16 protein-coding genes are annotated in these 21,788 nt (G+C 61.6%); 10 read left to right on the top strand and 6 right to left on the bottom strand.

Annotated features, from left to right (window positions below; all coding sequences use genetic code 11):
• Positions 1-315: 315 nt before the first annotated feature.
• The 5 genes from DN745_RS11100 (at position 316) to DN745_RS19335 (ending at position 6,207) form a co-directional block, all read left to right on the top strand.
• Entirely contained in the window at positions 316-1,764 is a 1,449-nt protein-coding gene (locus DN745_RS11100) for a cyclic nucleotide-binding domain-containing protein (RefSeq protein ID WP_111334836.1), read from the top strand.
• A gap of 219 nt (positions 1,765-1,983) precedes the next feature.
• Positions 1,984-2,394 (top strand): type III secretion system chaperone family protein, encoded by a 411-nt coding sequence (locus DN745_RS11095; protein WP_111334834.1) that lies wholly within the window; start codon positions 1,984-1,986, stop codon positions 2,392-2,394.
• 124 nt (positions 2,395-2,518) lie between these two features.
• Positions 2,519-3,301: a PspA/IM30 family protein gene (locus DN745_RS11090; RefSeq protein ID WP_111334832.1), complete on the top strand. Its 783-nt coding sequence runs from the start codon at positions 2,519-2,521 to the stop codon at positions 3,299-3,301.
• 94 nt (positions 3,302-3,395) lie between these two features.
• The gene (locus DN745_RS11085; RefSeq protein ID WP_111334830.1) at positions 3,396-4,421 is read left to right on the top strand and encodes a nucleotidyltransferase family protein; all 1,026 of its coding nucleotides are present in this window, start codon (positions 3,396-3,398) and stop codon (positions 4,419-4,421) included.
• 112 nt (positions 4,422-4,533) lie between these two features.
• Positions 4,534-6,207 carry a hypothetical protein gene (locus tag DN745_RS19335; RefSeq protein ID WP_162687617.1) on the top strand — a complete coding sequence of 558 codons (1,674 nt, stop codon included), beginning with the start codon at positions 4,534-4,536 and terminating at the stop codon, positions 6,205-6,207.
• Between the two features lie 21 nt (positions 6,208-6,228).
• Here DN745_RS19335 and DN745_RS11075 read toward each other — a convergent pair whose 3' ends face one another.
• The 3 genes from DN745_RS11075 to DN745_RS11065 form a co-directional block, all read right to left on the bottom strand.
• Positions 6,229-6,999 carry a PspA/IM30 family protein gene (locus DN745_RS11075; protein WP_111334828.1) on the bottom strand — a complete coding sequence of 257 codons (771 nt, stop codon included), beginning with the start codon at positions 6,997-6,999 and terminating at the stop codon, positions 6,229-6,231.
• A gap of 246 nt (positions 7,000-7,245) precedes the next feature.
• Positions 7,246-8,427, bottom strand: coding sequence for a 3'-5' exoribonuclease YhaM family protein (locus DN745_RS11070; RefSeq protein ID WP_111334826.1), 1,182 nt, complete (start codon positions 8,425-8,427; stop codon positions 7,246-7,248).
• A 162-nt stretch (positions 8,428-8,589) separates the two neighbouring features.
• Complete coding sequence (locus DN745_RS11065; RefSeq protein ID WP_111334824.1) at positions 8,590-9,699, bottom strand: hypothetical protein; 1,110 nt, start codon at positions 9,697-9,699, stop codon at positions 8,590-8,592.
• A 251-nt stretch (positions 9,700-9,950) separates the two neighbouring features.
• Between DN745_RS11065 and DN745_RS11060 the strand changes: the two genes are divergently transcribed.
• The 3 genes from DN745_RS11060 to DN745_RS11050 all read left to right on the top strand — a co-directional run bounded on the left by DN745_RS11060 (position 9,951) and on the right by DN745_RS11050 (position 16,093).
• Positions 9,951-14,072: a tetratricopeptide repeat protein gene (locus DN745_RS11060; RefSeq protein WP_162687616.1), complete on the top strand. Its 4,122-nt coding sequence runs from the start codon at positions 9,951-9,953 to the stop codon at positions 14,070-14,072.
• Between the two features lie 222 nt (positions 14,073-14,294).
• The gene (locus tag DN745_RS11055; RefSeq protein ID WP_111334820.1) at positions 14,295-15,086 is read left to right on the top strand and encodes a hypothetical protein; all 792 of its coding nucleotides are present in this window, start codon (positions 14,295-14,297) and stop codon (positions 15,084-15,086) included.
• 224 nt (positions 15,087-15,310) lie between these two features.
• Complete coding sequence (locus DN745_RS11050; RefSeq protein ID WP_111334818.1) at positions 15,311-16,093, top strand: FHA domain-containing protein; 783 nt, start codon at positions 15,311-15,313, stop codon at positions 16,091-16,093.
• Positions 16,094-16,150: 57 nt separating this feature from the next.
• Here DN745_RS11050 and DN745_RS11045 read toward each other — a convergent pair whose 3' ends face one another.
• Entirely contained in the window at positions 16,151-16,405 is a 255-nt protein-coding gene (locus tag DN745_RS11045) for a cold-shock protein (RefSeq protein ID WP_111334816.1), read from the bottom strand.
• A gap of 143 nt (positions 16,406-16,548) precedes the next feature.
• Positions 16,549-17,352, bottom strand: coding sequence for a tetratricopeptide repeat protein (locus DN745_RS11040; protein ID WP_111334814.1), 804 nt, complete (start codon positions 17,350-17,352; stop codon positions 16,549-16,551).
• Positions 17,353-17,401: 49 nt separating this feature from the next.
• On the opposite strand from DN745_RS11040, the gene DN745_RS11035 reads away from it, so the two are divergent.
• A complete protein-coding gene (locus tag DN745_RS11035) occupies positions 17,402-17,929 on the top strand; it encodes a hypothetical protein (RefSeq protein WP_133621761.1) in 528 nt (175 codons plus the stop codon).
• A gap of 8 nt (positions 17,930-17,937) precedes the next feature.
• On the opposite strand, the gene DN745_RS11030 is transcribed toward DN745_RS11035, so the two are convergent.
• A complete protein-coding gene (locus tag DN745_RS11030) occupies positions 17,938-19,638 on the bottom strand; it encodes an MYXO-CTERM sorting domain-containing protein (RefSeq protein WP_111334810.1) in 1,701 nt (566 codons plus the stop codon).
• A gap of 184 nt (positions 19,639-19,822) precedes the next feature.
• Here DN745_RS11030 and DN745_RS11025 point away from each other — a divergent pair, with 184 nt between their 5' ends.
• Positions 19,823-21,661, top strand: coding sequence for a hypothetical protein (locus tag DN745_RS11025; RefSeq protein WP_111334808.1), 1,839 nt, complete (start codon positions 19,823-19,825; stop codon positions 21,659-21,661).
• Positions 21,662-21,788: the final 127 nt, after the last annotated feature.

Below are 21,788 nucleotides of genomic sequence, written 5' to 3'. Positions count from 1 at the left end.
GCGAGCGTAGTCCGCACGAAACGTCGCAGCTAATCGGGCACGAGCTTAAGATTAGCCACCGCGATATATACAGCAAATAGAGTTTAGGGATCTATTCCCGCTATATGCGCACCCTAAAGTATAGCATTACCCTGGGCGCGAGTCATGTTGCGCGCCGCCCCGCGCCTGCGGCCGCCTAATTCGTCGAGGATACCGATAGGTGGTTGTCCGAAGCGCCTCCTTTCATTTAAGGTAAGTGCAGTTTGTCGTTTTGAGAACCCGAGAATAACTTTAAATCATCTAAAGCGACGTCTTTAGATTCGCAAAAAGGCCGCGATGGAACGCACCCAGTCTGGCAGTATTAGTAGTGATTCGGGCGTGGGACCTACGAATCTTCTCGACGGACACAACGGCGAGGATTTCAGCGCCACGCTCCTTGAGATGCTCGATGACGCCATCGACAAGGACGCGAATCTGCGCGCGGCGTTGATGCTCCTGGAATATTTCCATCCGGACACCTGCCTCCCCGACGAGAGCGCGTTGATGGCGGAGCGGGCGGCCAAGGTTCTGGCCAATGTCGGGCGCCAGGGCGGAGCCGCGCGGCTCTGGGAGATGGTGGCCAGCTATTGGACCGAGACCGGCCAGCCCACCCGCGCGATCACCGCGCTGATTCAACGCCGCGCCCTGGGCGGCTCCAGTGAGGAGCTGCTCGCCGCGTTTTGCGCCAGCTATCATGTCCGCAGCGAGCGACTGGATCCGGGCGCGCGCGTTCGCGCGCTGATGGAGCCTGACGTCCGCGTGGATGCCGCGCGGATCGAGGCGAATTGCGCAGAAGTGAACGCGCAGGAAGCTGCAACGGCGGCGCAGGAGCAAGTGTTTAACGAGTTGCTCGCCCGCGCGCTCAGCGCGCAGGGGGCTTTGCTTGATGCGCAGGCGACGGCCGCGAGTCTTCCGCCCCTGTCGCTGCTGAGCTTGCTCCCCGCGAATACGCTACGTCGAGTCATTGAACTCATGACGATACGCGAGGTTTCGCGCGGTGAAGACGTGCTCACGCAGGGCCAACGCCCCGCGGGCTTGTATTGGACGATTGCTCAGGGGTTTTGCATCGAAGAGCGCCCCAATGCGGCGGGCAACGAAAAGCCCACTCGCGCTCGGGTGCCCGCCGGGACGCTGCTTGGGCTGAGCTCCTTTGGCCCCTTGGCCCAGGCCGCAAGTTTCACGGTGACGAGCTGCGTTCAGGCGGACGTCTTATGCCTCAGCGAGGATGGCATCGACGCGCTTGAGCAGGAATTCGGCGATTTTTACAATCGCCTCACGACCCTCCGCCGCCACGCGTTGAGCGAGGGGTTCCTGGAGACGCACCCACTTTTTGAGCAGGCAGAGCCTGCCCAGCGCGCGGACTTAATGCGTAGGTTTTGCGGTGTTCGTGTCAACGCCGGCGAAGTCCTCATCGAGCAGGGCGAGGCGAGCGCGGGGATTTTCCTGGTGCTCGACGGTCAGGTCGATGTGGTCCGCAGCGCGCGCGGCCAGGAGCGCACGCTCGACACCCTGGGCGCGGGCGAGGTGTTTGGTGCCGTGAGTGTCGTATCCAATCGCAACCCCATGGCCAATTTCGTCATGGCGACCGCCGGCCACCTATTATTCCTCTCCACCGCCAAGTTTAGCGAGGCGGCAGCGCAGATTCCGGGCATCGCAAAATACGCCGTGATGCTCGCCAATCAGCGCATCCAGGATTTGGAGACGCAGCTCGATGAGCCGGAAATCACCGAGGTGGAAGGCGCATAGCGCGAGGATTATTCGCGGGGGGTTGTGGGTTGAAAGGGGGCGCGCAAATAGCTGTTTTTTAAATTCGCGAATTATTTGGGCGCTTCGTACATTATCTAGTGGCAGGCACGGGATGGCGTTGACATTCAAAGCAGCGACTCTTTAGTATGACAGCTCGTATCGTGCTATAAATAATTGGGATCCGCGAGATCGGATCGAGTCGCAGGTTTGGAGATAACGATGACGAACGACAATATTGAAGCCTATCTAATCGAGGGTGAATATCCGTTTGAGCAGGTTGGTGAAGGCATGTGGCTCATCAACGATGAGACCGACTTCATTGATAATATTGTGCTTATCCACAACGAACCGGTGGTGACCTTCCGGGTGAAGTTGATGGAGGCGCCAGAAAATCGGCGCCTTGAGCTCTTTAAGCGCCTCCTCGAGCTCAACGCCACCAGCATGGTCGCCGGGGCGTTTGGTCTCGAAGACAACGCGATTGTTATCGTCGATACGCTGCAAAGCGAGAATCTTGATTATAACGAGTTCCAGGGGTCGGTCGACTCCATCGCGCTGTCGATTCGCGAGCATTATCCCGAATTGCAAGCCTACGCGCAGCCTCAAAAAGAGGACCTCAAAGCGCAAGCTTGAAGGCCAAATATTCGTGCGCCTTCACCCCTTCCGCGGCAGTCGCTTTAGGGCAGGCGCACATTACAACTCATGAATCGCACGCAGAATACACCGAATTGGGCGCGCGTAATTAAGGAGACGATAGATGAGCATTTTCGGACGAATGGGAACGCTCTTCAAGGCGAATATCAACGACGTGATCAGCAAGGCGGAGGACCCCGAAAAGATCCTCAACCAGCTCATCGTTGATATGAAGGAGCAGTTGATCAGCGCCAAGAAGCAGGTGGCCGTGGCCATCGCGGATGAGAAGCGCCTCAAGAAGCAATACGACGCCGAGGCCCGCAAGGCCGCGGAGTGGGAAAAGAAGGCGATGCTGGCGGTGCGCGCAGGGCGCGACGACCTGGCCAAAGAGGCGCTGTCGCGCAAGCAAGAGCACGGCGAACTCTCGGCGGAATACCAGAAGCAATGGCAGGGGCAAAAGGCCGCTGCGGACAAGCTTCGCGGGTCGCTGCGCCAGCTCAATAGCAAGATTGAAGAGGCCAGCCGCAAGAAGAATCTGCTCATCGCGCGTAAAAAACGTGCCGAGGCCCAGCAGACGATTCAGCAGACCATGTCCGGGCTCAACGACACCTCGGCCTTCGACACCTTCGGGCGTATGGCCGAGAAGATCGAGCAGATGGAAGCCGAAGCCGAGGCCTCGGCCGAGCTCGCCGAGGGTTTTTCCGGCGACGACCTCGCCTCGAAATTCGAGGATCTCGAGGCCGACCACGGCGCCGATGAGGCCCTGGCTGCCCTTAAAGCGAAGATGGGCGTGAGCAGCGCGGCGCGCGAGAAAGAGACCGAATTCTCTTTCGAAGAAGAAGAGGTCAAGCAGGAAGAGCAGGTCAAAGCGGGCGGCCGCGGCACCTGGGATTCTGAGGACTTCTAATTCGTGCTTTTCCCTGGTCGGCCCACTAATTACCCGTATTGGTTTTTAGTGGGCCGATTGCTTTTATGAGGACTCCTTGAGTCGCGGATGACCTATGGCTGAACGCAGTGTAGTTGGCGCGGTTTTATGCGCAGGTTTCGGAACACGTCTTCGCCCGTTGACGGAGGCGATTCCCAAGCCGCTGCTCCCGTTTTTGAACACCCCGATTGTGACCTACGCGCTTGAGCATCTGTCGCGCGCCGGGGTTGAGCGGGTTGCCCTGAACCTGCACCATCTGGCGGATAGCGTCCCGCCGGTGGTCGATCTGATCGCGAAGCAATTCGCGCTGCTGCCGGTATATTCTCGGGAGTGGGAGATCCTCGGCACCGCCGGCGGCGTGCGCGGCATGTGGCGCGCGCTGGGCGAGCCGGACGCCACGATGGTGGTGCTCAATGGCGATTCGATCATCAATATGGACCTTGCCAAGCATCTCGAAGCGCATCGTAAGAGCGGGCGTCGCGCGACCATGATCGTGCGCCCGCGCGCCGACGACCAGCCGGGAAAGGTCTGGCTGGACGGGGAGCATCATCTGCGCGGACTGCGCGACATGCGCCACCCCGACGCCAGCGAAGATCTCAAAGAATATGACTTCACCGGGGTTCATATTCTCGAGCCGGAGTTCATCGCCGAGATTCCGTTTGAAATGGGCTGCATGGTCGGCGATGTCTACGGCCCGTTGATGGAGGCGGGGGAGGAGATCAACACCTCAGTGATGGAGGGTTTCTGGGCCGCGCTCGATACGCCAGAGCTCTTCTTGGAGACCACGCGCCGTGTCTTGGAAGAGCCGGGGCTCTTCGCCCAGGCACCGCTGCCCGAGGGGGACTCGGCGGGACGATTTATCTATAAGCCCGAACAACTCGACCCGAAGGTCGAATGTGAGGGGCCGGTTTTGCTCGGCCTCTACGCGAAGGCCCAGGCGGGCGCAAAGATTGGGGGCAACTCGGTCATTGATGGGTGCGAACTTGGGGCGAACGCGTCGGTCCAGAACGCGGTGCTCTATGGCATGGGCCCGATTGAGGGTGAGTGGAAGGATTGCATCGCGGTGGCCGGAAAGGTCGCCCAGAGCAGCGCATATAAATGACGCGGGGGCGCGCTCAAATTTGACCCCTGTGCGTATCCTCGATAGTCTTAGTTAACCCACGAATTCCAGGCGAATTCATCCCGATATATTGTTTTCTGAGGAGTGCGCGACCATGCTCTCACCGATTCAGCAGCGCCACCGGCATCATGTCTTCGTCCTCATTCTGTGTAGCGCCGCATTGATGTTGTGCCTGCCTGCGTGCGGCGCCGACAACTCAGTGGTGGGGACGGGCGGGAGTACGCCAGGAGAGCTCAAGGATAAAGACACCACGGGGGGCCCCGAGGATGCCGCGGGTGGGCTGGACGCCGGGCTCACCGATGTCTCGACGCCCAATCCAGACGGTGGTGGGCCCGTGATTATCCCGGACGCGCAAAGCCCGGATGCCGACGACTGCGCCGAGACCGACGAGCCAGACCCGACCTACGAAGACGCCAATTGCGATGGCGTCGACGGGGACAAAGCCGCGAGCGTCTTTGTGGCGAGTTACGGCGACGACGCCAATGAGGGGACGATGTCGCGTCCGTTTAAGACGATCCAGGCGGGCATCGACGCGGCTGCGGGCGACCCGGCGAAGTCCTGGGTGCTCATCGAGGCCGCGGTCTTTCGCGAATCTCTTGAACTGGTCGATGGGGTCAACCTGGTCGGCGGTTATGGGTTTTCCTGGATTCGCGGCACCGGCGGCCCGACGCTGCTTCGCAGCCCGGAGAGTCCCGCCATTACGGGCGTCGACCTGACCTCTGACACTCGCCTGGTTGACCTGCAGGTCGAAGTCACCAAAGAGCCGGCTGCGGGGGAATCTGTGATCACCGTCTATCTGGAGAACGCCAATGGCGTTGACTTGCAGGGGACAAAGATTGTCGGCGCGAACGCCGGTGACGGCGTCGCTGGCAGCGCGGGCGGCAATGGCGACCCGGGCCCTCGCGGGGGCAACGGCGGCGACGGCGTCAAGGATAGTGGCGGCGTCTGCGCGTCGAACCCCCGACCGACGGCCGGTTCTGCCGGCGTGTCGACGTGTGGCGGGCATAGTGGGGGGAAAGGCGGGCTCTCCGGTCATGAAAAAGATGCAGGGAGCAACGGCTCGACCGGAGGCGGCGGCACGGCCGGTGGCGCGGGCAATAGTTCCGAGTCAAACGGCGGCAATGGCGGCGCGGGAGCGCGCGGTGAGGCGGGCAGCGCGGGCAATGGCGGCGGCGTTGACGGGCATTTTGAGGGGATGAGTTGGGTGGGGATGAACGGTGATTCCGGCGGCATTGGCGCCAGCGGCCACGGCGGCGGCGGTGGCGGTGGCGGCGGCGGCGGCGGGCTTGGCTGGGGTAAGTGTGACAGCTGGGGCGGCGCGGGCGGCGGCGGCGGCGCGGGAGGATGCGGCGGAGCAGGGGGCACGGGCGGCCAGCATGGCGGCGCGAGCGTGGCGCTCTTTTTGCGCAATAGCGCGGATATCGGCATCTATGAGTGTGAGATCGTCGGCGGCATCGGCGGCGCAGGTGGTGCGGGCAAGGCGGGCGGCCAGGGCGGCAACGGTGGCCCGGGAGGAACCGGTGGCGGCAGCGAAAATGGCAGCGGCCGGGGCGGCAATGGCGGCGCGGGCGGGCGCGGCGGTGACGGCGGCGCGGGCGGCGGCGGCGCAGGCGGACCGTCCTTTGCCATCTATACGACCGAAGCCCTCACCAACGAGCCGGTCGACACCACCATCACCGTCGGCACTGGCGGCCAGGGCGGCACCTCCCCCAGCACCTCAAGTCGAGGCGCCGCGGGCCTGGCCGAAGGCATCTACGTGGCGCCCTGAACAGACTTTCGAAGCTCTCGCTTAGTCTTCGAATTTCTTCTTCAACGCCGCCAGATCATCGCGATCCGTGTCGCGCTGGCGGCGGCGCTCCAACTCACGAAAGCGCGCGTCGAGCTTGCTTCGACCTGGGTCAAATAGCTCCTCGTCGCTCAGCTCGCGCATCGCCTCCACGCCTGCCTCAAACGCGTCGATCTTTGAGCCCATTCGGTCCACTTCGCGGAAGAGCCGCTCATCCTGGAAATCCGAGGCGTCATCGTCTGCCGAATAGCTGCTGGGCGCCGCGGCGCCCTGGCCCTCGACGCGCCGGCGAAACTCCGCATCCCACGCGCTCTCGCTGCTGCGCGGGCGCTGTGTCACTCGCCCGCCAGCTCGCGCATTCCCCGCGTTTCGCGCCTTGCCGCGCGCCCCCGCCATCTTCATCTCAAGCGCCTGAATCGCACGATTGATATCCTCGGCGTGGACACGCTGCGCCTCAAGCTCCTCGCGTAATTCTGCCGCCTGCTCGAGCGCCTCGTTTCGAACCGCCAACGCGTCTCGGGCGAGGTCTTCTTGCTGGCGCTTCAGCGCCATCATCGCGCGGTCTTCCCATTGCTCGGCCGACTCGCGGTGCGCGCGGATCTCGGCCAGCAGCTTCTTCTCCTGGCGCCGCAGGATCATCGCCTGGCGCTTAGCATCCCGCAGGCTCGACTCCATCTCAGAGAGCAATTTATCAATCGAATCCGGACCCGTGTCGCCCCGCAAATCCGACACGTTGGAGCGAATGATTCGGTTCAGCCGGTTCATGATGCTCATGGGATATCCTTCGGTATAAGGGCAGCTCAGCAATCGATAAAATTGGTTTTTCGAGTGGGATTCTATCTGACACCGTAAAATAATCTAGGCCCGATCGCCAACAAACCACAATATTGAGGCGTGACGGAGGCGCTGCGGTGGGGTGGGGCGGGCGTGGCTGTGAGGATGGCGGGGCGCCGCGCAGCCGAAGACGCGGGATGCGGTGTCCGATGAACGCGCACGTCGATTCACCGGACACGCGCAGACTTATTTCGAAAAGAGGTCCAGGTTCGGCGCCGGCTCGGCCGGTTGGCGCTTAGGGTTGGCCGGCGCGGCCGACGCGCTCTTCGCTGCCGCCGGGCGAGCGGCCGAGCCGGCGTGTTGCTGGGGTTGGGCATCGGCGTGCTGGGCGCCCGGTCCGACCAGCTCGTGGGGCATGGCCGGGGTGTTGGGCGCGTCGGTCGGCGTCTGGGCATTGCCCATATAGACGCGGCCTTGGAAGAGTCGCTCGTAGCCGCTCCACCCGGAGTCCTCGGCGTCACTGGCCTGCTGGTCGGCGATATTTGCCAGCATCGCCATGCGGCTGTCGATCATGTCGATCTCGTGGAGCACCAGGGCCTCGGGGGTTCGGGGAAGCACCGGCGAGCCGTATTCTTTTTTGCCGTGATGGGCCAAGATAAGATGCTTGATCTGCAGGATCATATCGGCCGGCAGGGCGGGTTCCAGAGGCGCCGCGATGGCCGTGACCATCTCAACGCCCTGCACGATATGGCCGACGAGCTGGCCCTCGTCGGTATAGTCGAAGGAGCGGGCGTAGCTGAGTTCGTAGCATTTGCCGATATCGTGGAGCACGCAGCCTGCGATTAGCAGGTCGGTGTTGAGCAGGCCGGGGTAATAATTTGCGTAGTGTCCGCCGATGCGCACCGCCAGCCGGGTCATGGAGAGCGAGTGCTCGACCAGGCCGCCCAGAAACGCGTGGTGGTTGCCCTTGGCCGCCGGCGCGCTCTGATAGCGTTGCATCAACTCCTTGTCGGCGAAGAGGGCGTTAAAGAAGCGCTGCATCTCCGGGGATCTAACCTCCTCGCGCACCAGCGTCTTTAGCTGCTCAAGCAGCGCTTCGCGCGGCCAGCGAGACACGGGCACGAAGTCCTCAAACGCAACGTTGGCGTCGTCCACCTTGTGGACGTCGCGGATGTTGAGCTGGAGCTTGGATTGCCAGGAGTCGACCTGGGCTTCGACCGCGACGAAATCGTCGGCCTCAAAGCGCGTCGCGATGGCCTCGGCGTTGTCCCAGACCTTGGCGTCGATGCTTCCCGACTTATCGCCGAGCGTCAGCGCCAGGAACGGCTTGCCGGATTTGGTCGCGCGCACGCTTTTGTCGGAGACCAGAAAAACCGAGCGAATCGTCTCACCTTCGACCAATTGCTCTACAAATATTTTATCAGACATTCGGTGCTACCTGCGCGAAAATTTAGATAGGGAAGCTCAAGAAAATAACACTTCGCGTCTTAGCATATCACTTGGGGGGAGGGTAGTTTTTTGGCAGCCAGGTCGACGCGCCAATCGGTGCATGACGATCAACTTGGCTGCCAGGGTGGGGGCGGGCGGCGATCAGTAGGGGCGGGAATCGCGGCCGGAAAAATTGTCGATATCGTTGATGCTCGCCTTCGATACGAGGACGTTGCCCCGGTCGTCGAGCAGCTCGAAGAGCAACTCACATTCACCGTTGCGGAAGGTGTCGACGAGGACGGTCTCGTCGCCCGGGAAATGATAGACCTCGTAGGCCTGGCTATCGGGACCGATAAGGTCGCAGACATGAGGCGTCTGGGTGGTCACGCGCATCGGATATTTCCCCGCGCAGATCGGCTCATGATTCTGGTGAAGGACCGCGCCGACGAACCATTGGTGCGCGGACGCGCTGTCGGGTTTCCAATGCGGGCTGATGCCGTCCACGTCCTCCGGGGCGACCAGGTCGATGGTGAGCGGCTGGCCGGAGATGTGGGGCTCAAGGGTGACCTGGCCGGAGCGCGGGCCCGTCAAGAAGTGTAGGTCGCTGGGGTCCGGGACGCTGTGAAGCCATTCGAGCCGCGAGTTGTTGCTGATATCAAGCGGCAGAATGCCGAAGCCAATCGGTCGCTCGCCGCTGGCCGAGCTATAGTTGACCGGGATTTCGATTTCGCTATTGGTCAAATAACGGGCTCGGTTCGAAGTAGTGCAGCAATGATAGGCGTCGACCCGGGAGATGTCGGAGACGTAGAGCCGGATGCGGTCGGCCGCGCCGAGCGCGGTGTAGACCGTGACCTCGGCGACGCCGGGGTTGCGCGCCTGGATATCAAAATAGTCCTGGTTGGATTGATGCAGCGCGCCAACGGCGATGACATCCGGGTTCGACGAGACCACCTGGGCGATCCGGGCGGGCTCGCCGGTCCCCCAATGCGAGACATAGTAGGTGTTATAACCGCCGGCGATCACGCGCGGGTTGAACTCATAATAGAAGGGGTTGCTAGTTGAATCGACCGCATTGATCGCGTGGTAAAACCCAAGATAGCCGCCCTCGCCGCGCCCCTCGCTCCACTGCTCCATGCCGCCGCCGCAGACCCCAATCTCGCCGATCTCTTCATCGTCACCGGCGACGCAGCCGATGCTTAGAATCACGACGACGAGGGCGTAGATATACCAAAATGAACGGGCGTTTTTCGCAGGATTCGGCGGGTTACTCATGCGTTGAACTCGGCTAGGGGCGTATGCGCTCTGAAATGAGGCGCGCTTCAATATTGACGCGATCTTATATCAAGACGCCACCGTCTCGTCGATTATTCAAAATTAGATAGCTACGCGCTTTGTTTCTTTTGCGCAAACACGCGGTGTTTATGCTAAAACTTGGAATACGACTCGAGCGGGGGTGCATCTGCGGCGCGATGCCATTATAGTCGCGCCCAGACGTTCTTCGCACTGTTTTGAGGATGAATGAAATGCCGTCTTTTCGCTCGCTATTAAATCCGATTATTTATCGCCGCATGGGCGTTTCATTGCTCGCATACGGCGCGTTTTCCTTCGCGCAGGTGCCGACAATTCCGCCCGCTCACGCGCAGGATTGGGATGTTCAGGGCGGGCAAAAGCGCCGCCAGGAGATCATCGATCGCTATAAAAAATTGCTCGAAGCCAGCCCCGTTGAGGGCTTCGTCTTCGACAAGATCATTGATTATGTCGGGCGAGGAAACGGGCTTGATGCGTTGATTCGCGACTACGAAAAGAAGGTTGAGGCGCGCCCCGAGAGGCTCAATTACCGTCTTATCCTCGGCCACCTTCTCAAGACGAAGAGCGACTATGAGGGGGCGTTGGTTCATTATGAGAAGGCCGTTGAGCTCGGCCCCAAAGACCCCAATACCTGGATGAGCCGCGGCAGCGTACTTGTCTTATTACAGCGGCAAAAAGAAGCCACCGCGGACTTTGAAGAGGCGCTTAGCCTCGAGAAAAACAAGGCCAAAAAGCAGGACATCCTGCGCAAATTGGCGGACGCGGCCTTTGCCCAACATGATTGGGAGCGCGCCGAGAAATATTATGACGAGCTGATCAAGCTCTCGCCGCGCGATGAATATCTGCGCCTCGAATACGCCCAGGTCCTGGTCAAATACCGTCGCTATGACAAGGCGCTGGTGCAATATGATGAGTTGATCCGCCTGTCGGGTCGGGACTCGAAAAAACGCGCGAATACGCTGCGCGATAAGGGCGATGTCCTTGAGCGCATGGGCAAAGCCGAGGAGGCGGTCGAGGTCTATCGCAAGGCGATGGGGCTGATGCGCCCGAGCTATTGGCTCTATACCGAGCTGCAACATCGCGTGATCGACGCCTATCGTTCGATGGATAAGCTCGACGTCCTGGTCGCCGACTTCGCCAAGAAATGGCGCTCCCCGAATTATGACCAGTCGATGATCCTCGCCGGGCTCTACGACGAGCTGGGCGACGAAGACAGCGCCTTTAAATTCTACCAGCGCGCGACCGCCAAAAAGTCACGCGAGGTCGAGCCGCGCCTGAAGATTATCGCGATCTTAAAGCGCCGGGGCGAAGATCAAAAAGTGGTCGACGCCTATAAGAGTTTGATCCGCGTGGCGGGCAACCAGCAGCGCTTTCAATTCGACCTGGTGCAGCTGTATTTTCGCATGGGTGAGGATAAAAAGGCCGAGCAAGAGCTGGCGCGCATCGCGAGTCGTTTCTCGCGCAATCCCCACGTTTATCTCGAACTCGCCGACACCTATATGCGCTTCGATATGATCGACAAGGCGCAGGCTGCCTATGAGCGTCTGGTGCGCATGTCGCCGCGCGATGAGACCTATATCCTGAGCCTGGGTGAGTTTTATTATCGTCAGGGGCAGCTCGATAAGGCGCAAGAAACCTGGCAGAAGCTGCTCAAGACGAACCTGCCCAAGTCCGAGGCATATGCGCTGCTGGGCCAAACCTACGCGGAGCACGGACTGGTTGACCAGGGGCTTTCCTATTATTTGAAGGCCGTGGATCTGGCGCCGGATGATCTCGAGATCCGCCGCGGCCTGGCCAACAATTATGTGCGCGCGCGCCGCTGGGAGCAGGCGCTTGAGGCCTGGCACACGGTGATGACGCAGGCCACCAGCGCCGAGGCGCGCACCGAGGCGCGGGCGCGCATCATTTCGGTGCACGAAGAGCGCGGGTATCTGGTCCAAAAGATGGACGAGTGGACCGAGTTATTTGCCGGGAAAGACGGCGACGCAGAGGCGGGGTATTTCCTGGCCGAAGCGCGGATTCATCGCAAAGAATATGACGAGGCCAAGCAGGCCTATGAGCGCCTGATCGAGCTTGACGGCGTGCGCGACGAGAGGGATATCGAGGCCCTCAACTCCCTGCTTCGTATCTATAATCAGACCGGCGAAACCGAGCGCTCCATTGAGGTCCTCGAAGAGTTGGCGGTGCTGCGCCCGACCCTGTCGCGCGATTATTATCATCAGATCTCATCGCTCGCGCTGGACCTGTATCAGGACGACAAGGCCATCAAATACGCGCTGCGCGCGGTTGAGCTGAACCCCGATGACGCGATGGCCCAGGCCCAACTCGCCGACATCTATTATCAGATGCGCCGCTTCCCCGAGGCGGTCGAAGCCTACGAAAAAGCCATCGACCTGGACCCGCGCGCGCTGCGCAACGCCATGAAGTTGGCCGATATTTATATGGAGCAGCGCGAGTTCGCCAAGGCCGAGGCGCTCTATCGAAATGTGGTAAAAAAGGCCGAGGATGAGTCGCTGATCCTAAAGTCCGGGCGCATCGCGATGCAGCTCGCTGAGGTCGATGGGCGCCTGGGGGAACTGGAGCTTGAGTTCTCGCCGCTGGTCTTCCAGACCCGCGCCAAGCCCGTCTACCGCAGCCTGATGCTGGAGCTATACGGGCGGATGATCGCGCCGCTGCTCATGCAGGTGCGCTTTGATGGCGTCGATGAGGCGCAAAGAGACCAGGCTCAGCAGGCGGCAAAGCGCCTCGACACGTTGTCGCGCGCGGCTCAACCGGTCTTGATGGATGCGCTGCAATCGGACGATATCGCCCAGCAAACGCTGGCGATTGGCATGCTCGGCGACCTGCGCGCCGGCGGCGCGGCGGCTCCGCTCGCGCGCATCGCCACCGATATCCATCATTCCCTGCGAAGCCTCGCCCTGGTGCAGGTTTTGAATATCGGCGACGAGCGTGCCTCCAGCACGTTGATCGCCGCGCTGAGTCACGACGACCCGGCGATGCGCGATACCGTGACGTGGGCGCTCGGATATACGGGCGGAAAAGACGCGGTGAAGGCGCTGGTGAACGTCCTAAAGAACGGACAAAACTCGACCCAGAAGACCCTGGCGGCGCTGAGCCTTGGCCGGGTGAGCGGGGCGACCGCTCGTGCTGCCTTGAGTGAGGCGATAAAAGACGAGTCCTTCGCCTCGGCGTCGACCCAGATGCGCATCGCGCTGGCCTGGGCCGTCGGCCGCTCGGGTGCGGCCGCCGCGACCGCATCGCTGGCCAAGATCATGGAAAATGATACCGAGGCGATCGCGGGTGTTGCCGCCTGGAGCCTGGCTCAGATGGAGACCGACTTGGCCTTTGAGGCGTTGCTCGGGGCCTATTGGGCGGATTCGCCGCTTCAGCGTCGATACGGCGCGATCGGCCTGTTGGAGCTTGCGACCGAACCCGCGCCGCCGCGCGAGCGCTACGCGGCGGACGTGCGCGAGACGCGATTTCTGGAGGCGACCCGCCATGAGTTCTATCCCGACGGGATGATTGATGATCTGGCCGCGCAGACGGTGGCGGTGGATGGAGATGCCACCCGCGACCTTCTTGGTCCGCACCTCAGCGCGATTCAGGCCGTCTCAACACATCTGTTGGAAGAGGGCAGCGCCGCGGTTCGGCGTCGGGTGCTCGATGATCTGGTGGCGATGAATCGGGAGCACGCGTACGGGGTGCTCGCGCCGCGCGATGCCTCCGGGCGCGCCGCGCTGGACACCTTGATGGCGGACCTGACCCCGCGTGTCCGAGCCCTCGTTGAGGGCGCGAACGCGCAGCTTTCGCCTGAGCTATTGCGCCCGGCGATGCAGCTGCTCGGCGCCCTCCAGGAGCCAAAGACCCGCGCGGTCCTGGTTGACTACGCGACCCATCCGGACCCGAGCGTGCGCGCCGCCGCGCTGCTGGCCCTGGGTGACTGGGGGGCCAAAAATTCAACCGCCAACGAGGTCATCGACCTGCTTAAGCGCGGTCTCAATGACGACGCTTTTGGGGTGCGCGCGGCGGCCGCGCTCAGCCTAGCGAAGTCGCTTCCGGGCGACAGCGCCCCCGCCGCGCAGGCCGCCGAGTTATTGGTCAAAATGCTCCGGGATGATTCGTTGCTGGTGCGCCAGGCGGCAGCCCAGGCGCTGGTCCTTATTGGCTCGCCAGAGGGGCTTTCTCAGCTCGGCTCGACGATGGACTCTTTGCCCACCGCCGTTCAGATCTCGGCGCTCCGAGCGCTGGCCAGGGACGGTTCGCCTGCCGCCCAAAAACTCCTCGCTCCCTATCAGCAACACCGGGATATCCGCCTGCGCGAAGCCGCACAGCAATAATTTCGCGGGATTATTTTCGTCGTGTTGTGGTTTTTGCTATGACCGTGGGTGGAGGGTCGCGACCGAGAATTAGGTCGCGGCCCCGCCTCCCGGTCATTTTATTGACCTTCGCCTCAGCGTTCCCACTTGTTTAGTTAGCACCGTCTCATATGACGGGGTGGCTTCGAGCGAATTGGACCTTTCCGGTCTATCCCTCTTTTTTTCTGTCTCTGGAGTTCCGATATGCGCAGCCTTCGACCCTTTCTCTTTTTGGCCGTGATGGCTCTCTTCGCGCAGCCGCTCACGGCGTGCAGTGATGATGACGATTCGAAAGCGGATATATCGGATGACGCTGGCAGCACCGATGCCGACGCGACCGGCGGAGACGACGCAGATACCCAGAGTGATGACGCGGATGGGGCTGGCGGCGAAGATGTCACCGAAGATGTCGGCGCGGATGCGTCCGATGGCGGCGATGACGTGGACACCACCGAGGAGGCGGACGGCGCAGATGCCGTCGAGCCGGGGCTTCCGCAGACCTGTGAGGGCGCGTGTGCCGAGACGGCGTTGACCCTTGAATATGCCGGCGAGACAGGCGTTCTGACACGTGCAGCCTTCGGGCTTACCGCGCCCAACGCCACCGAATCCGGCGAGTGGGAAGTCTATCTGGAGGCGTGGGAGGGTGGCTTTGAGGGCTGCCCCACCGAGAGCTCTCCGTCGCCCGATTGGACCTTCATCATCGGCGGGTTCGGGCTTGTTGAGGATACGAGCACGCTGACCAAAGCCGATGACGGCGTGTTTTTAACGCTGTCGGACTACGACGGTAAATTCCTCGGCCAGGTGCCGTTCGCCTCGGCGGGAGTCGTCGCGATTACGCCGGTTGCCTCAAAGATTGACACCGAGTTGGTGCTGCAGGGCCAGCAAGATGAGGATGGATTTCTCGCCCTGGATATCAGCGCTGTCTTCGACGGGCAGGGCGAAACCTCCGGGCAAATCTATGCCAAGCATTGCGTGAGCATGGACCTGCTTCAATAGATCTGAGTCCATGGGTTTATACGGTCCGATTCGGGGCGCCACGCGACAGCCTGGGGCCCGCTGAATCGGGCCGTTTTACGTCCGCGTCCCGCAAAATAACACGGCGGGTCGGGGGATGTTTCGCGGGGCAAATTAGCCCCATAAATTACCCGTAGATTCCCTTGATTTGTTGGTATTTCCGGCATAGGCTGCACGGGTTACTTTTACCTGCAGGAGCACGGTATATGTCGAGTTCGAGAATTTGTACGAATTGTCAGGCGGTAGTTCCAGATGGCCATCATTTTTGCGGCCGTTGTGGGGCGCAATTCCATGAAAATGGTCAGGTTCCCGAGAATGAAACGCTCTATTTTGGCGCGATGATGGTCCCGGGGCGCGCGAAGCTTATCCTTATTAAGGGCGAGGGCCTGGAGGGATTGAGCTACCACCTTAACGCGACCGAGCATCTGGCCGGCAGCGGCAATGGTGTCGTGCTCTTCCCCGATGACGGGTATTTGAGCAAACGTCACGCGACCTTCCTCTATCGCGACAACGTTTTGTATCTTCGCGATGAGAATAGCCAGAACCGGACCTATCTGCGCATTCGCGAGCCCAAGCAGCTCCAGGATGGCGACATTATCCGCGTCGGCGAGCAGGTGCTTCAGGTCGAATTTCTCGACATCCAGAGCGAGTATCCGATGAAAGAGGACACGCTGATGTATGTCAGCCCGCCTCAGGATTTCAAATTCCGTCTGGTACACCTGATTGACGGCGCGAAAGCCGGCGCCTCGTATTGCTCCGTCAATAACGACCTGTTGGTCGGGCGCGAGGGCTGCGACGTGAGCTTCCCGAAGGATCGCCACGTGTCTCCGAAGCACGCGCGCGTGTTCTGGAATAACGGCGCGGTGATGCTCGAGGATATGGGCTCCAAGAACGGCACCTACCTGAACACCCGCGGCGAAGAGCGCCTTTCGCATGGCGACTACGTGCAGGTCGGCAGCGAATTGCTCCGGGTTGAGATCAACGAATAACCCGCGAGGCGACCGCCTCACCTAAACGGTGTCAGGTCGAAATAAGTGCCTAAAAAATCAGCCCCGATCGCCTAGCGATTGGGGCTGTTTTGCGTCTGCTTCCGGGCGTCTTTCGCAGACCCGAACGTTGACCGCGTGCAGGCCGCTGGGGCCGCGCACGAGCTCAAATTCGACCGCATCGCCCGCATTTAAAAACCGCTCTTCGCCCCCAAATACCTGCGAATAATGGACGAATATTGCTTCCTCATCACTCTGGGTGATGATGCCGAAGCCTTTGGTGGGATTGGACCAGGTGACTTGACCGTATGCCATCTTATTTTCCCCGAGAGTTGCGACCGTAAATGGTGGAGAGGGCGCTGCGCACCGAGAAAAAGCGGCCCAGGGCTTGGGCCGCTCTTATCCCGTCTCTAAAGTTTTAGGGGCGCATCACAGGGGGTCAAGCGGGGGGATGGGGCTTACATCTTCTTCTTCATGCTCTTGATGCGCGTCTTAGCCATCTTCGCGTAGGGGCCATTGGGCTCCAGCTCGAGATAGCGCTCCAAAAACTCCACGCCTTCTTTGTTCTTGCTGGTATTGCCGTAGAGCGAGCCCTTCATAAAATAGGGGTGCGCATAGTCGGGGGCCATTTGAATCGCGCGGTCGAAGTGGGCGTGCGCCCCTTCGAGGTTGTCGCGCATCTGCTCCAACAGGCCCATGCCCATATAGATGCGGGCGTCGTCGGGGGCCAGGGTCTGCAGGTATTCGTAGGTCTCCTGGGCCTTGTCGGTCTCGCGCATGAACATCAGGCCGGCCGCGATATTGAGGATGGTGTCGACGTGCGGGCGCTCGCGAAGCGTCAGGCTGCTTCGGTAGGCCTTGATCGACTGGGCATAGAGCCCGCGGTTCTGGTAGATATTGCCGAGGTTAAAATAGACCTCGGCGTGGGCGTCGCCGCCGTTGGTGAGCGCGGCGTCCATCGCGTTCACCGCCTCGCTAAATTGCTGCATCGAGGAGTGCGCGATGCCCTTATTCATATAGATATCCCAGCGCTTCGGGTCGACCTTGAGCGCCTGGTCATATAGGGCGACAGCGCCTTCGAAGTCGCGCACGTCCATCTTCTGGTTGCCCTGCAAGAAGAGCTCCTGGGCGGATTGCTCCGGCAGCGCAGCCTTCTTCTCCCGGGTTTCGGCGTCTTCCGAGGTGTCGGGCGTCGACGAGCACGCGCTGCCAAGGGTTGAGGCGAGGAGGCAGGCTGCGAGCAAATAGGGTGTTAGTTTCATGGGTATGATTCTCTCTGAGGCAGATATTCGTATGATATATCGAAAACGAATGAATAATAATGAAAAGAAGGCCCATTTGGGCTCCGTCGACTTTGGCGCATTGTACGGGAGAGGGGCGCCGCTGGCAAAGTGTGTTCGGCTGGGGCTGGCGGTCTTTCTTTTGGCGATGGCGTTGGCCAGCGCGGGGTGCGCGAGCGCCCCAGCGACTGCGCCCCCGACGGGCGTCGAAACGATGGCGCCGGCCGAACTTCTCTACCAGGCCGCGCTCTCGGTCTATGAGACCCGCGAAATCCCGGTCGAGGTTGCCTCCGAGCGCTTCTTGATTATCACCTCCGAGTTTCAGCTCGTGGAGCCAACTTTGCGCAAGCGAATGGTGACTCAGGTCGTGCGCGCTGCGCCCGGGGCGATGGGGCTGACGGTCACCGCCGAGTGGGAGACGCGCGTCGAGAAGGGCGCAGAATTCGTCTGGCAGACGGTCGACACCCCGGTCTTGCGAGAGCGCGGGAACGTCGAAGAGTTGGCGATCGCCCGGGCCACCGAGCAGCGGTTTAACGCGTGGAAAAAGGCCGCGAAATAAGCCGTCGATCAGCGCCGCGCCGCGCGGCGACGACGCACCCACCCAAGCCCGCCGAACCCCAGCAGCATGAGCGCTGCGGCGGGGAGGCGCTCGGGCGATGCGCCGCTAGCAGAGGCGCATCCGCAGCCTAAATCGTCATCATCGCTGGGAAAGTCGGTCGGCGTCTCATCGTCGGGATTCTCCCCATTTTCTGAGCCCTTCCAGAAGTCGAGATCTTCGACGTCGATGGTCGACCCGGAGTTGCCGCTGGGTTCCAAGATGTCGAACTCGATGGCGCTCCCCAGCTCAACCCGCTCGCCCTGGCCGTTCTGCGCGTAGATGCGCGCGCACCATCGTCCCGGTGAGAACGCCGCGTCTACCGTGCGGCTGCCGCGCAGTGCGAAGACCTCGCCGGGGGCGATCTCAACGGCCACCGCCTCCACCAGCGCGATCGATGTCTCGGTCTGCGCCCCGCAGGCCCCCGCGTTTGCCAAAATAATCAGGCTGCTCAGCGCGATCGGGGCTGCGCTGGGGTTCCCGATATCTGCGGAGGCGAAGATATTATCGCCGGAGACGAACTCACTCTGGTTGAGTCGGAACTCCCGGCTCAACGTCAGGTCGCTGAGCGGGCCGCTTTCGGTGGCGTCGAGGCCCGGCATAAATCCGAAGCTCCCCGACGCGCCGTGGCCGTCGCGGGGCTCGATGCGATAGGGCGCAAACTCAAGCGCCGGGCTGCGCGCGATGACCTCGATTTCGGAGTTCGCCAGGGCGCTCGGCGACAGCCAATAGACGCGATGATTGACGTGCGGGGAGGTCCAGACACCCGGCTGAGCGGTCGTCAGCGCGATGCGCCCCGACGGCAGCAAGGTGGCGTCGGTGAACTCACCGCGAAGCGTCATCGCCTCGCCGTTGGCGTCCACCGCGCCCTGGCCAAGCGTGATCTTCCATTTGATATCGCCCTCAAGATCCATCTCAAAGAGCGAATATTGGGTGGTCACGAGCAGATTCCCATTCGCCAACCCCATAAACGCCCGGAGTTGATCGAGCTCCGGGATAATCACGAACTCTTCGGGTTGGTTGGGATGGGTGGTGCTGGCCAGGCGGCGAATGACCGTCTGGGGGCTGCCGGAGCTGGTCGAAAAAACGTCGATCGCAGACACGCCGAGCGTCGCCCAGGTGATGCCGAGCGCTGCTTTTTGACCGGGCAGGACGATCGCGTCGACGAAGCTCGCCCGCGAGCCCGGCAGCGCGAACCCGCGCGCCCAATTGAGCCGGCCGCTGGGGTTTCGCGGGTCCACGACAAAGGCCTGTGAGCGATTGCTGTCGGTGATCAGCAGGCGCGCGATCTCGCCGGGGGCCGCGTACGCGCTCACCGATGCGCTGGTGATGCGCAGCCGCGCGCCGGGGGCGTCGAGGCTAAACTCCGAGGCGCCCAGCGCATCGGTGATGGCCACCCCGCGCCCGGCGACGTCGCTGAGCAGATTTCGCCCGTCGGGCAGGACCTTTAGGTCGCGAATCGGCGCCTGGCCCATCGTCGAATCGAGCAATGGATAGTGCCCGAAGTCCACCGACGCAGGCTCGCCATTAGCCTCATTAAGGCCGAAGACCTGCGCGTTCATCGTCGGCCCGGTGGGCACCACGAGCACCGTGTCATCGGCCCGAAGCTCGGTCGCGAAGAGCAGCGGGCTCGCCAACACGACCGCCGTGATGAGCGCGAGCGGTTTGGGCAAAAATAATCGTTGGAAATATGCAGCGTCGATAGGTCTCTCCATCTCGGATATACTCGCCCGGACTATAGAAGAAGTCGGCGTGTTATGAAACGTCGGGCGCGTTTTTGGTTGCGAAACCCTCGCCGGGCTGCGATTTTAGAGCCGCGGAACTCGATGAGTTAATCAGAATCTAGCGCGAGTAGTAATGATGTCCGACTCGATTCAATATTGCGGCCCACCTTCGATGAGCGTGATGGGGCGCGACGTGCTGGGCTTTCATTTGCAGCGCTATCTGCAGAATTGGCTGGAGCAGGCGCAGCGCGCAAGGATTCTCATCGGTGTTGGCTTCGAGCATAGCCAGGCGCGAATGGCGAGTTTCGAGGTCGCCTGTGACGGCTTCGAGCCCATGAAGACGGTGTGGACCTTCGAGGATCTCTGCGAGATCTATCGCCAGGGCGACGACCGTCTTCATATGGAGCCGCCCGGCGACGACGGCGAGCCGGTCGTTTATGATCTGGTGGCGCTGCTTGATGTGGCGCATCAGCCCTTTTTAAGCGCCGCCGAGGCGAAGGCTCAGGAGCCCCCGGAAGCGTCGGTGATCCTCGGGTTCGCGCTGGTTGAAGAGCTCGACGCGCTCCCCTCCGAAGCCATCACGCAGCTTGTCGAGCAGGCCACCGAGGCGATCCGGGCCGCGCGGCGAAACGCGATGCGCCTCTTCTTTGACGAGAATCAATCCCTGCCGCTTAAGCCCTTCTTATACGGCATGATGGCGCGCCTGCCCGAGTGGGTCGGGTGCGACCATTCGGCCTCGATCCTGCTGACCAGCAGCCTGGAGGCGATGACGCTGGAGGCCTCCGGCGACGCGCGCTTTGACTTTTTGGCGGAGCGCATTTTTCAGCCCGAGGGCATGGCAGTGCCGCGGCGCCTGGTGGGGATGTCGATCTCATTGGGCGAGCCGTCCTGCGGGTTTATTCGCGCGGCGGTCGAGCGCCAGATGCGCGCGCCCGACACCGTGGCTCAGGTTTTTACGCGCTCGAAAAAAGACCCGGAGATATGGAATGAGGCGTGGAGTGGCTCGACGCTTCATCCGGGGGACGAGGAAGAGGATACGCCGGCCCAGCACCAATGGTTGGGTTTTCATCATTGCAAAGAGCGCGACGATGAGGCGATGTACACCTTTGCGCCGATGCTCGCCTGGGATGATACCGGCTATGAGCACCTCGGGTTTTTGGTGCTCGTCTCACGCAGCGCGCGCCCCATCGCCCAGTCGAGCGCCGCGCTCCTGGCCGAGATGGGCGACAAGCTCAGCAGCCTGCTGCGCTATTCGCCCCTCTATATGCTAAATGCCCGAAAATTAAGAGTTTTGGGTCAAATTCGGCAGACCCTTGAGCGGGCCATCGCGGACACGAATGCCGACGACGCCGCCAAGGTTGAGGGGCTCATCGGCGAGGTCACGTCGCGCCTGGTTCGCCATATCGAGGTGCCGAGTTTGGCCATCGCGTATCTTCGCGAGGAGTCTGACGCGGCGGGCAAATCGCGGCGCTACCTGCGCTACGCTCATCCCCACGGTTGGAGCAAATTCGAGCAACTCAATCTTGCGGTCGACGTGCAACCGGCGCAGCGCCTGGACTCGGGGGTTTCGAGTCTGGCCGCGCGCCTCAACCGCCCGCTGGTGCTCTCCGGCGGATACGGCATGGGCGAGGCGTTTGCCTTTAAGAATTACCTCTATGTGCACGAAGAGAGCGGGGTGGTCATCGACGCCCGAAGCCCGCAGGCCCGCGGCGTCGAGGAGAGCCGCGAGTGGGTGCGCCTAAGCGACTATTATAAGCCGGCGCGCAAATCCGCCTACGCCACCCTGGCCTATCCCATCACCTTCGCCGGCCGCTGTTTGGGCGTGCTCACCGTCGAGGTCGAGCGCCACACCAATTGGTTATGGTGGACCGGTTTCGGCGCTCAACTCTTCTGGGAACTCTTCGCCAGCGAGCTCGCCTATGCCTTTTACGCCCTTGGCGTGGGCGGCGACAAAGAAGATGTCGATGCCTGAAAATTAATATGAATACTTTTGCGGGGACGCGCGTTATTGCGCGTCTTCGTCCATAGGTTATGCGGCGCGCGGATGTTATGGACGCGCCCACGGCTCGCGTCTCGGTGCGGGTCTAAATGGTTGACTT

Source organism: Bradymonas sediminis, from assembly GCF_003258315.1.
GTDB classification, from domain to species: domain Bacteria; phylum Myxococcota_A; class Bradymonadia; order Bradymonadales; family Bradymonadaceae; genus Bradymonas; species Bradymonas sediminis.
This window is presented reverse-complemented; position numbering and strand designations above follow the sequence as displayed.